This is a genomic window from Helicobacter cholecystus (assembly GCF_003364215.1).
Lineage (GTDB): Bacteria > Campylobacterota > Campylobacteria > Campylobacterales > Helicobacteraceae > Helicobacter_G > Helicobacter_G cholecystus.
This window is the reverse complement of the sequence record NZ_NXLU01000003.1, coordinates 105,458-117,563: the sequence shown is the minus strand read 5'-3', so window position 1 is coordinate 117,563 and position 12,106 is coordinate 105,458. Positions and strand designations below refer to the sequence as shown.

Genomic DNA, 12,106 nt, shown 5'->3' with positions numbered 1-12,106 from the left:
TTTTATGATATGAAATTGTTCGAATAAATGTTTTTTATCTTATCTCATAATTGATATAATAGTGAGAAAAAAGGTTATTGATGTCACCAAAAATTGCTACTTTGATTGCTTCAAGTACTGCTTCTATACTTGCTGTAGTGAAGCTTATTGTGGGAATTGCTAGTGGATCTGTTGCAGTTCTTGCAAGTGCGATTGATTCTTTACTTGATGTGATGATCAGTGTATTTAATTTTTTTGCACTCCATCAATCAGAGCAACCTGCAAATAAAAAATTTAATTATGGTTATGGAAAGATTCAATCTCTTGCCTCTTTGCTTGAAGGAGTGGTGATTGGAATTTCTGGAAGCTATATTTTATATGAGGCAATGAGTAAAATTATCTCAAAAGAGCATATTTTAGAGCTTCATCAAACTATTGGTGTGATGATTTTTTCACTCATTGTTACAGCTTTACTTGTAACTTTTTTATTTTTTATGGTTAAAAAAAGTAAAAATGAAGTTTTGCAAGCAGATTTATTGCATTATAAGACAGATTTATTGAGCAATGGTGCTGTGCTTGTCTCGTTAGGTGTGGTTTATTTTACAGGATGGCAGAGCGTGGATGCAATTTTAGGAATTTGCGTCGCAATTTATGTCATGTATGGAGCTTGGGGGGTTGCAAAGAGGGGAATTCTTAATCTTTTGGATAGAAGTGTCGATGAAGAATTACTAGAACAAATTAAACTTACGCTTTCTAGTGCACCTATTTCAAGTTATCATGGATTAAAAAGCAGAATCTCAGGAAATACACTTTTTTTAGAAGTGCATTTTGTTTTTGATGAGGATATTTCCTTGCTTGATGCACATAATATTTCAGATGAAATTGAAGAGAATTTATCAAAACTTGAGCAAAGATTGGAGTGGGTGATTTTAAGCCATCTTGATCCTTATGATGATTCTTTAGAAGAGATCACAGCGTGAGCTATAAAGCTTCACCTTACTCTCAATTCTCTCTTTGAGCTCTTGGGGTTCAAGAACAGCAACATTTGGAATATGTTTAAGAATTTCTTGCTCTACACCCTCTAAATTGTTGCTTAAAAACTCAATAATTAAACTTCCTTCCTTATCTTGGATAATTTTTTGATGTTGGGCAAATTTTTTATTTTGAAATTCTTGAGCAATTTGTGGATAGACAAAGAGTGAAATCAGTATTTTTGGAGTTTCAAAAAAATCAGATTCAAAGCGTCTTTGCACTTCTTTGGAAATAAAAAATTTTTTTCTCTCAAGTTTGACTTCAGAAACTTCTTGCAAACTTAAAAAAAGTTTTTTCTCATTTTGTAGAGCAAAAAGATACCAAATTCCATTGATTGCCTGGATTTTTACAGGGGAAAGATGGGTGAGTGGAGTATTTTTATACAAAAGTTTAATTTGCACTTGCTTTTTGAGTGCGTTTTGAATGCAGAGAATTTCATTAAGTTTATGAGTGAGTGTGGGAGTTTGCAAAGAGAGGAAGAGTCGGTCATTTTTAATGGCTTGATATTTTGAAAGAATTTGCATAAGACGATAAGAAAATTCATCCCCATAATGGGGTGCAAGATTGTAGAGAAAATCTAAAATAAAATCATCACTATTTTCACGATCTTTTGGAGAGAGAAAAAAGCTATGCCCCTCTTTAATCAGCAGTGAACTTTTAAGTCTTTCTTTTAAATCTCTTTGAATTGTTTTTGTGCTCACTTGAAATTCTTTGGCAAGTTTTGAGATTTTTAACTTCTCTCCACGATAAAGGCGTTGAATAATTTGTATAAGGCGTTGCAGTGAGTGATTCATTATTTTCTCCAAAATGAAATAAAAACTATATAATGCCCTAATTTCAAACTTTTCACCATAAAAAGGACAAAAAAATGTTTCAAGAACTTATAAAAATTATAAGAAATTTTTATTCTTAGCAAATGGACCTTTTGGAATATAAACTTGAAAAAACTCAAAAAATTATGATTAAATAAAAAAATCAATCTGAGTAAGTCTGAAACTTAAAGCTCAGAGGCAAAGTTATATATTTGCAAGACTTTGCTTAAAGAGAGATTGCAGAATTTAAGGTAAAAAATGATTTGAAAAACATGATTATGGTCTTTGGATTGTTTTGTTTATGGTAAGAGTTTTTCAATTTAATTAAGAGAAAAGATTTATGCACGATAGGAGGAGTTTGTGGAATGGTTAAATGAGGCAATCGTATTAGAAAAGAAAGGCCAAAGAGAGAAAGCATCAAGAATTTATCATAAACTTTTATCACTTGGGCAATCTCCTCTACAGGCAAAGATTGGAATTATTCGTACAAGACATGAGTGGGTAAAGTTTGAAGGAGTGAGTCTTGAAAATAAGCTATTTTTTCAAGAAGCTCAAGGAGAGAGACAAATTCAAGAAATTGAAAGGTGGTTAATAAAATGAAGCAAATTGATGTAAGAGAAGTAATTTTAGAAACTCTCTCCCAAATTGATGGGAAAAAGGATAGACCCACTCCTGAAGAAATGCTCTCTGCGGATCGTGAGATCCTTTCAGCCTCTTTGATTGATGAGAAAGAGTTTTTAAGCAATCAGAGAAAAAAACTTCTTGTTTTGTTTGAAGGATTGCTTTCCCCTGAAACAAAAGAGATTGAGCAAAAATTAGAATTAGTTTTAAAATATCTTCAATACAGCTTAAGTGAAATTGATAAAAGATTGGGAGAGATTTAAAAGAAGGGAAGCCCTTCTTAATTAAAGAGAAAAATTTTCTTTAATCGCATTTTGGATTAAATCTTTATTTTGCGGTTCAACCAATCTCTCTCCGACCTCAGAGCCATTATGATAAAAGATAAGAGTAGGAATTGCTCTAATATTAAGCTCTAAACTGAGCTCTTCATTTTCTCTCGTATCAATTTTGTAAATTTCAATCTTGTTTGCATACATTTCTTTGAATTCTTTAAGAAAAGGCTCGATTTTTACACAATCCTTGCACCAAGTTGAACCTAGAACAATTAGAACATTTCCACTTTTTATGACCTCTTGATACTTTTGGCTATTAATGATTTCTACCATAAAATTCCTTTAAATGCTAAAGTTAAAAAATAACCTCCAAAGATTAGCACAAGACAGAGTAAAAATGCTAAACCAAAAGCTTTTCCACCAGCTTGGATAAACTTTTTAATATCAATTTGCAAACCTAATGCTGCCATTGAAAAAACAATACTCAGTGTGCATAGATACTTTCCGACAGTTACAAGATCTGCAATACTAAAGCTTCCAATCAATTCAAAGGATGAAATTTTTGCCAAATAAGTATTGAGAATAATCACACCTAAGAACATAAAAGCAAACCAAGGGATTTGAATCTTTTTATGACTTCTTCCATCAATTTGTGCCTCATGTTCTTGTTCTTTTGCAAAGAGCATCGTTACAATCAAAAGAAAGGGAACAAGCATAATCACTCTCATCATTTTTACAATGATTGCAATATTTGCAGCACCTTGAGAAAAGGTATTAGAAGCCATATCTTTTGCCATTTCAGCTCCACCAGCAACATTGGCTACTTCATGCAAAGTTGCACCCATAAAAACACCCATTCCATTGCCATCAAGTCCTGGAATCAAACCTAATGCATAAGCAATAGGATAGGCAAACATGCATAAAAGTCCAAAAATTACAACAGTTCCCACTGCAATAATTCCTTTAAAAGAATCAGATTTTAAACTTGATTCTAGAGCCAATACTGCCGCAGCACCACAAATAGCACTTCCTGCACCTACAAGCATTGAAGTTTCTTTATCAAGTCCAAAAATCTTTGTTCCAGCAATCACTGAGATTAAGAAGACAGCGACAATCACAATAACAGAGAGTAAAATTCCCCAGAATCCAACACTTGCCAACTCTGTAAGTGTGACATTAAATCCATAAAGAATAATTCCTAATCTTAAAAGTTTTTTTGCACTAAAATGTACTCCTGCTTGGAGAGGATGCTGATATTTAAAAAATACTGGAGAGAGGGCTGATCCAATGAGAATCGCAAATGCAGTTGCTGCAAGGTGGGTGCTATCATGAACCTCTTTATTTCCTGCAAGAAGCATAGAAATTAAAACAATTGCTCCAACAAACACCAATCCTTTGGTGTTTGATTTAATGATTGAACCCCAGTGGTAAAGCCAATAAGAAACCCCTCCCTTTTTCACATGATCATGATGATGTTTCATTGTTACTCCTAAAGTTAGATTAAAATAAATTGAAATCATACTACTTTAAGAATAAAAAGAATCATAAAATGTAACTTTTGTATTTTAAAGTTTTCACTCCTTAGAATTGATTAGAAACCTAAACATATTAGAAGATAATAAATTCCTGCACCTAAGAGTGCTGAACAGGGAACAGTAATCAGCCAAGAGGCAATAATTTTATTTAAAGCACTTCGTTTAACAAGTTCGTATTTATAAGCTTTTTTAAGTGTTTTTCTCTCTTTTTTATCCAAGAGTTTATTTTCTTTTCTCTTAAGAGCTTCAAGCATCATTCCCTTACGCTTCATGCTTGCAGTATTATATTTTTTAAGAAACTCTTGAACCTGTGCTTCATCTTTTCCCTCATGAGCTTTCAAAATCATTTGCTGAGCAAGATCTTGTTTTTTGTGAAGATACTCTCTTAAAAAACCAACTCCAAAGATTGCACCAATTGCAATATGTGTAGAGCTTACGGGTAGTCCAAGTTGGGAAGCGATAAGCACAGTAATGGCCGCACTCATAGCCACACAAAATGCACGCTTTTTATCTAAATCTGTAATTTCATTGCCTACAGTTTTAATCAGTTTTGGGCCAAAGAGTGCAAGTCCAAGCGAAATCCCTAAAGCTCCTATAACCATAATCCATAGGGGCACATTTGCTTTTCCTCCAAATTCTGCACCACTTAAAACTTGATTAATTGCTGCAAGAGGTCCAATGGCATTGGCAACATCATTTGCTCCATGGGCAAAACTAAGGAGTGCGGCTGCAAAGATGAGGGGAATTGTGAAAAGCTCATTGATATCTTCTTTTGTATTTTCAAGAGTTTTGGCCTTTTTCTTCACTAAAGGCTTGATGATAAAAAAACCTAAAATTGCTAATCCTGCACTGATACTTAATGCGACACCTAACTCTATGGGGAAGAGTTTTTTTAATCCCTTAAGAATGAGATAGAGTGAAAATGTAAAAACCATTAGAGTGATAAGAATGGGCACAACTTGTTTGGCTGCTTGCTTTTTATCAGATTTATAAAAAATGCTTCTTTTGATAATAATAAGCAAAATTACAGCAATAATCCCACCAAAAACAGGAGAAATAATCCAGCTTAGTGCAATATCTCTTAAAACATTCCATTTTACAATCTCTATTCCTCCTGCTACAATTCCAGCCCCTAAGATTCCGCCTACAAGTGAATGGGTTGTAGAAATGGGTGCACCCAAAAATGTGGCAAGATTTAACCAAAGAGCACCTGAGAGCAGGGCTGAAAACATCAAAACTAAAAAAATATGACTATCAGTGATTGCATTTTGATCAATGATCCCTGATTTGATTGTGGAAACAACATCACCTCCTGCAATGATTGCTCCTAAAGCCTCGCAGATTCCTGCAATAATAATTGCCCAAAATAAGGTCATTGCTTTAGAGCCTACAGAAGGGCCAACATTGTTGGCAACATCATTTGCTCCAATATTCATTGCCATATAACCCCCGATAATTGTTGCAAATACAAGCATTGGAGGATTGCTAATCCCCTCTATACTAAAAGCAAAAAGAGAAATTGCAACAATAAAAAATACAACAGATCCAATACGAAGAGCATCTTTTTGTGCTGACTTTGTAGCTTTTTCAAGCTCTTTAAAGTCTCTGATATCCATAGAAATCCTTGTTTTGAAGTAGGGCATTAACCCGTTTATAATCATAACATTTTTAGATTATTAAAAAAGAATTTAGGACCTTTGAGAGAGGAGGGAGAGGGCTTGAACTTGGAGTGAGAGATTGTTTTGTGATGAGTAAAAACTTAGCTTTGCTTCCTTGTTATGTGGAGAAAGAGAGAGGGTGGATTTAAGTTGTTGTAAGATTGCTTCCCCAGAGTGAATAAGTAAACTTTTTTCTTTAAAATATTTTGAGATTGCCTTAGAAATAAAAGGATAGTGTGTGCATCCTAAGATAATAGCCTTTGGGGGAGTGGTGATGGAGTGAAAATAATATTTTAAGGTTGCCTCTAAAATTTCACCCTCATAAATTCCTTCTTCTACCAATGGGACAAAAAGTGTTGTTGCAATGGCTTGGATATGCTCATAGCCTAGAGCTTTTAGGGCATTGGGATAGGCTTGAGAGTTTGTTGTGGCTTGTGTGGCTAAAACAAGGATTGAGGAATCTTTATTGGATACTTTATTTTGTAAAGCTAGAACTCCTGCCTCTATTACACCTATAACAGGGTAGGGGGCTTTCTGACGCAAAATCTCAAGTGCATAGGCACTGACTGTATTGCAAGCAATGATGAGCAAGTCAAGCTCAAAAGGGATAAAAAAATCAAGCGCTTGAAGTGAGTAGGCAATAATTGTTTCCTTATCCTTTGTGCCATAAGGAACTCTTGCGGTATCTCCATAATAAATAATTTCTTCAAAAAGTTTAGCATCAAGCAAACTTTTTAAAACGCTTACCCCCCCAATACCACTATCAAAAATCCCAACTCTCATTTACTCTTTTTCATTCATTAGATTTAAGAATTCTTCATTGTCCTTAGTTTTTTGCATTTTGGAGTAAATAAAACTTAGAGCCTCTACATCATCCATTTGTTGCATTACATTCCTGAGCATCCAAACCTTTGTAAGTTTTTCTTTGCCTAAAAGAAGGTCATCTTTTCTTGTCCCAGATTTAAGAATATCAAAGGCAGGATAGATTCTTCGATCAGCAATGGATCTTGCAAGGACAATTTCGCTATTTCCCGTTCCTTTAAATTCCTCAAAGATGACTTCATCCATTCTTGAGCCTGTCTCAATAAGAGCTGTGGCAATAATGGTTAAACTTCCACCTTGTTCAATATTTCTTGCAGCACCAAAAAATCTTTTTGGTTTGTGTAGAGCATTGGCATCTACTCCACCACTAAGCACTTTTCCACTTGAGGGTGTAGCACCATTATAAGCTCTTGCAAGTCTTGTGATAGAATCAAGCAAAATTACAACATCTTGTCCCATTTCTACCATTCTCTTAGCTCTTTCAATGACGAGCTCAGCAACACGAATATGATTGCTTGAGGGCAGATCAAAGGTAGAGCTAAAGACTTGTCCTTTAATGCTTCTTTCCATATCAGTGACTTCTTCAGGTCTCTCATCAACAAGCAAAACCATTAGCTCAACTTCTGGGTGATTGTTTGAAATTCCATGAGCTAATTCTTTCATAAGTTCGGTTTTACCTGTGCGAGGAGGGGCAACAATGAGAGCTCTTTGTCCCTTACCAATAGGGCTGAAAAGATCGAGCATTCTTCCTGTTACTTTAAGAGGATTGTATTCAAGCTTAAGTTGTTCAAGGGGGAAGAGAGGGGTAAGATTATCAAAAAGGGGGCGATTTTTAATCTCTTCAAGAGAAAGATAATTAATCGCCTCAATCTTTAAGAGTGCATAGTAGCGCTCTTGATCCTTTGGAGGGCGCACTTGCCCTGTAACAATATCTCCAGTTCTAAGCGCAAAACGTCGGATTTGACTTTGAGAGACATAGGTATCATTTTGGCTATCTGTAAAATTTCCATCAATCCCTCTTAAAAAACCATAGCCTTCATGGCTCATTTCCAAGATTCCTGTAAAGAGGATATAGCCCCCTTGATTGACTTGGTTTTTTAAAATTTCAAAAATTAAATCCTGCCTTCTGTATTCTTGAGGATTTTCAATCCCAATGCCTTTTGCAATTTTAGTAAGTTCGCTAACGCTTTTTGCACGTAATTCTTCGATTTTATACCCATCAACAGGAGTATGGGTTCTTGAGCCTTTGCTTTCTTTGCTCTCTCTTATTTCTTTATTTTCTTTTTGAGTCATCGTTTTCCTTAAAGTGTTAGATAAGAATGGGAGTGCCTATATTAAAGTGAAAAAGGGTTTTTGGTAGAAATACCCTTTGTAATCAAGGAGATTATACCTTGTTTTGAATGATATCAGGATGAAGACGATAAATTTTGTTTTTAATTTTTGTAATCAATCCAGTTTCTATAAGTTGTGCAAAGGTTTTGACAACGGTGGGTTTGCTGACATCTAAAGTTTCCATAATGCTTTCATAAGAACCTCTAAAGATATAGTCCTCATCGATATTTTTAAGTAAATAACGAATGATTTCAATCTTTTTCCCTCCTACAAAAGTCGAAATTGCACTAATGAGTAGATTTTGATTGCTAATCATTCTAGCTTGAATGAGGGGAAGGACAACTTTTGCAAGTGTGTCAAGCAAATCAGCTATAACAATTGGCTTAAGAATATAACCATCAACACGCAAATAAATTGCATCAAGTAAGTATTGAGTTTCAGCATGTGCAGTAGTGATAACAATGGGGATTTGAGGATTGATTTTACCTTCACGAATCTTTTTAATCATCTCAATCCCATTCATTTTTGGCATCAAAATATCTGTAAGAATAAGATCAATTTGATGCTTAGCAAGAAGATCAAGGGCTTCTTTTCCATTCTTTGCAACAATGAGCTTTCCTACATAATCTTCCAAGATTGTTGCACTTGCTTCTCGTGTATCATTGTCGTCCTCAACATATAATAAAGTCAGGTGTTTAAGTTTCTCATAAGACATTTTATTCTCCTTGTGTGTCTAGAGCCTTGGGAAGAAGGATAGTAAAAACGGCTCCAAAATATTCTTGTTTTGTTATTTTACTGATCCAATGGGAATTATTAATTAATATTTTTCCTTTCATTTGATTTTCAATGATTTGTTTGACCATATACAATCCAATCCCTGTTCCTAGAGATTTATGCTTTGTCGTAAAATAAGGTTCAAAAATTTTATTAATTTCTTTAAGTTTAATTCCTCCTGCATTATCTTGGACAATGATTTTAATTTCATTCCTGTCTTCAACTACATCAATCTCAATCATCCCTTTTTGAATATGTTCTAAAATGATGGCATCTTTGGCATTATTGATAAGATTAAGAATGACTTGAGAAAATGCATTTTCATAGCCAAAAAACATTGTTTGTTTCTCTGAGGGTGTGTAAAACTCAATATCACTGGATTTGAGATTAGAACTGAGGATGGAGAGGGCATCTTGGATACTTTTTTGGATGCAAAAATCTTCCCTTACATTATGAGGGTGAAAAAAATTTCGGAAATTTTCAATTGTATCAGACATATTTTTAGCAATTCTTAGGGCATTTTTAGTTTGATCACAAATGAATTGATGGGTAAGTTTTCCATTTTCTGATTTGCTTTGAAAACTTTGAATAAGCAAAGTGAGAGAATTAAGGGGTTGTCGCCATTGATGGGCAATATTTTGAATCATCTCTCCCATAGAGGCTAAGCGTGCTTGTTGATACATAATTTGATCTTTTTGGCGTAATTGCATGATTTTATCTTTAATTCTTTTTTGTAAGTGTTCATTAAGGTTTCTAAGTTCCTGTGTTTTTTTATTGACAATTTTTTGAAGTGAGTGATGAAGTTCTTTAATTGAAGAGATGATAATATGAGAGAAAAAGAGTGTGGTTAGGATAATCATTGCAAGTAAAATAGCTACAACAAATAAAGAAGTAAGAAAAAGCGAATTTGTCGCTTGTTTTTTAATATTAAGGATTTCAATTCTTAACTCAATCGCTTGATGAAGTAGAAAATTAAGATTAATCACCGTTGTTTTAAAAAGCTCAAATGATGGGGTTTGTTCAATAATTTCATGATTAATGATTTGAGCAATTTTAATTTCATCATTTGTGAGTTTATTGAGGTGTATTTCATAATCAAGAAATAGACGAGTATAGAAGTCTTTAAATTTTGTTGCATAGTTTTCATCCATTTCACTGATTTGATCAAAAATTCTCCATGCATCTTGAAGTTCTTTAATACTTGCATCAGTTTTTTCTTTGCTGATGTAGTGAATAAGCAAATTGGAGTAGAGATTTTGAATCACAATCAGTTGTTTGAGCTTTCGCTCTTGATTGATAAAAGTAGAATCATAATCATACTTAAGTCCAAAGAGAGAGATGATTGTTGTGCTAGAGATGAGAAATAAACCAACAAGAGTATTAAGGATTAGAATCTTAGTCTTTCTTTGCAGTGATGTTCCTAGAAGTTTATCTTTAATTTTGTGTAAAAATTCCATATATCCTACCTTTTATGCCGCTTTTCTAGTAAAATTTTATAAAATTTTTTAACCCTAAAGTATTTTATTTTTATTTCAAGTTTCTTTTTGGAGGTATAAGAGTGGGCTTTGCTATTCTTGTTTTTGCAATTGGAATTGCAGTGATTATTAATATCTTTTTTAAGAGAATTGATATTCCTGTGATTATTGGCTATATCGTTACGGGTGTAATTATTGTTTATGCTTTTGATTTGCGTGCAATTTCTGCCTCTGAGGATTTGAGCAAAATTGCTGAGTTTGGAATAGTATTTTTGATGTTTATGATTGGACTTGAATTTAGCTTTACACGGATTAAAGCGATGAAACAGGAAGTGCTTACTTTTGGAAGTTTGCAGATGATTTTAACAACAGGAATATTTTTCCTTATCAATTATTATATTTTTCAATTTAATGGAGCAACAAGCATTATTATTGCAAGTGCATTCTCTCTTTCTTCTACAGCGATTGTTCTTAAAAGTTTTGAAGAAAATAAAGTGATGGGAACAGGGTATGGAAAAAAGGCATTGGGAATTTTGATCATGCAAGATATTGCTGTAATTCCTATTCTTTTAATGGTGGCAATGCTTGGCAATAAGGAGACAGAATTTGCTCCATTATTGATTAAAACAGTTGTTTCAGCCATTGTTGTGCTTTTTATTTTGTTTATTCCTGGAAAATTTCTGGCAACCAAGATTTTAAAATTTGCTGCAAATACGCATATGGATGAGATTTTTATGGGGACAGTTTTATTTATTGTTTTGGGGGCGGCGCTTTTGAGTGAGTATTTTGAATTTTCTCACTCTTTGGGTGCCTTTATTGCAGGTATGGTAATTTCAAGTTCTGATTATAAGCATCAGGTTGAGGCAGATTTAACACACTTTCGAGATATCTTTTTGGGGCTATTTTTTGTTACGGTAGGAATGCAGGTTGATTTAGAATTTTTAATGCAACATTTTTTTATTATTGGATTATTTCTTGTGCTTGTGATGAGTTTAAAGGTGGGGATCATTTTTACAATCTTAAAGCTTTTAAGAAGAGAGGCAAAAACTGCGCTTAAAACTGCACTCTCGCTCTGTCAAATTGGAGAGTTTTCTTTTGCAATCTTTTTAATATCTCAGCAAGCCGGCTTATTGCAAACTAATGAAGAAAGCAAAGTTTTGCAAGGATTAATTGAGATTGGAGTTTTGCAAAAAGGATTTTCAGCTACAGATATGAATCAAATTCTTACTCTAATGGTTATTCTCTCAATGATTGCAACTCCTTTTGTTCTTAAGAATTTAAGAAAAATTACACTTTTTTTCTTACCTAAAGTTGCCAAAAGTATTGGTGAAGAGGAAAGGAAGATTCAAGAGTATACAATTAAAGGGCTAGAAGCAATGAGGGATCATATTGTTGTTTGTGGGTATGGGACTTTTGGACAAGAAATAGTGCAGTGGCTTAAAGAACATCATATGAATTATGTAGCTGTAGACTATAATTTAGCAAGAGTTGAGAAGGGATTAAAGCAAGGAGATCGTGTTATTTTTGGAAATGTAGCACAAAAGGGGATTTTAGAGCATTTAAGTCTAAAGGATTCTAGGGCTGTGATTATTGCAGTTGATGATACGGGACATTTAAAGCATATTTGTCAAATGCTTTTAGAAGAAGCTCCAGAGTGCAATATTATTGCCAAGGTTACAACTGAAGAAGAAGAAATGCAATTGGGGGATATGCCTTTACACTATGTCATTAATGAGAAAAAGGAGATTGCTAAAATTTTAGCTCATGCTGCACTTGCACCTAAAGAGCTATAAA

At 33.8% G+C, this 12,106-nt stretch carries 12 protein-coding genes; 4 read left to right on the top strand and 8 right to left on the bottom strand.

Going from position 1 to position 12,106, the window contains the following annotated elements:
- Window positions 1-80 precede the first annotated feature (80 nt).
- The gene (locus tag CQA62_RS03925; RefSeq protein ID WP_324754281.1) at window positions 81-959 is read left to right on the top strand and encodes a cation diffusion facilitator family transporter; all 879 of its coding nucleotides are present in this window, start codon (window positions 81-83) and stop codon (window positions 957-959) included.
- Here the strand turns inward: CQA62_RS03925 and CQA62_RS03920 are convergent.
- Complete coding sequence (locus CQA62_RS03920) at window positions 939-1,805, bottom strand: helix-turn-helix transcriptional regulator (protein WP_104725133.1); 867 nt, start codon at window positions 1,803-1,805, stop codon at window positions 939-941. The two genes, CQA62_RS03925 and CQA62_RS03920, sit on opposite strands and share 21 nt — an antisense overlap.
- A gap of 378 nt (window positions 1,806-2,183) precedes the next feature.
- On the opposite strand from CQA62_RS03920, the gene CQA62_RS03915 reads away from it, so the two are divergent.
- Window positions 2,184-2,423 carry a hypothetical protein gene (locus CQA62_RS03915; protein WP_104725132.1) on the top strand — a complete coding sequence of 80 codons (240 nt, stop codon included), beginning with the start codon at window positions 2,184-2,186 and terminating at the stop codon, window positions 2,421-2,423.
- Window positions 2,420-2,707 (top strand): CiaD-like domain-containing protein, encoded by a 288-nt coding sequence (locus tag CQA62_RS03910; protein ID WP_104725131.1) that lies wholly within the window; start codon window positions 2,420-2,422, stop codon window positions 2,705-2,707. Before CQA62_RS03915 ends, CQA62_RS03910 begins: the two co-directional genes overlap by 4 nt.
- Window positions 2,708-2,728: 21 nt before the next feature.
- Here CQA62_RS03910 and CQA62_RS03905 read toward each other — a convergent pair whose 3' ends face one another.
- From CQA62_RS03905 to CQA62_RS03875, 7 genes are all read right to left on the bottom strand, one after another.
- Entirely contained in the window at window positions 2,729-3,049 is a 321-nt protein-coding gene (locus CQA62_RS03905) for a thioredoxin family protein (protein ID WP_104725130.1), read from the bottom strand.
- Window positions 3,043-4,197, bottom strand: a complete 1,155-nt coding sequence (locus CQA62_RS03900; protein WP_104725129.1) for a YeiH family protein — start codon at window positions 4,195-4,197, stop codon at window positions 3,043-3,045. Before CQA62_RS03900 ends, CQA62_RS03905 begins: the two co-directional genes overlap by 7 nt.
- Window positions 4,198-4,307: 110 nt before the next feature.
- Window positions 4,308-5,867: an inorganic phosphate transporter gene (locus CQA62_RS03895; protein ID WP_104725128.1), complete on the bottom strand. Its 1,560-nt coding sequence runs from the start codon at window positions 5,865-5,867 to the stop codon at window positions 4,308-4,310.
- 72 nt (window positions 5,868-5,939) lie between these two features.
- Window positions 5,940-6,692 (bottom strand): glutamate racemase, encoded by a 753-nt coding sequence (gene murI, locus CQA62_RS03890; RefSeq protein ID WP_104725127.1) that lies wholly within the window; start codon window positions 6,690-6,692, stop codon window positions 5,940-5,942.
- Window positions 6,693-8,024, bottom strand: coding sequence for a transcription termination factor Rho (gene rho / locus CQA62_RS03885; RefSeq protein WP_104725126.1), 1,332 nt, complete (start codon window positions 8,022-8,024; stop codon window positions 6,693-6,695).
- A gap of 91 nt (window positions 8,025-8,115) precedes the next feature.
- A complete protein-coding gene (locus tag CQA62_RS03880; RefSeq protein ID WP_104725125.1) occupies window positions 8,116-8,778 on the bottom strand; it encodes a response regulator in 663 nt (220 codons plus the stop codon).
- A 1-nt stretch (window position 8,779) separates the two neighbouring features.
- Complete coding sequence (locus CQA62_RS03875) at window positions 8,780-10,294, bottom strand: sensor histidine kinase (protein WP_104725124.1); 1,515 nt, start codon at window positions 10,292-10,294, stop codon at window positions 8,780-8,782.
- A gap of 101 nt (window positions 10,295-10,395) precedes the next feature.
- Between CQA62_RS03875 and CQA62_RS03870 the strand changes: the two genes are divergently transcribed.
- Window positions 10,396-12,105 (top strand): cation:proton antiporter, encoded by a 1,710-nt coding sequence (locus tag CQA62_RS03870; RefSeq protein ID WP_104725123.1) that lies wholly within the window; start codon window positions 10,396-10,398, stop codon window positions 12,103-12,105.
- Window position 12,106 lies beyond the last annotated feature (1 nt).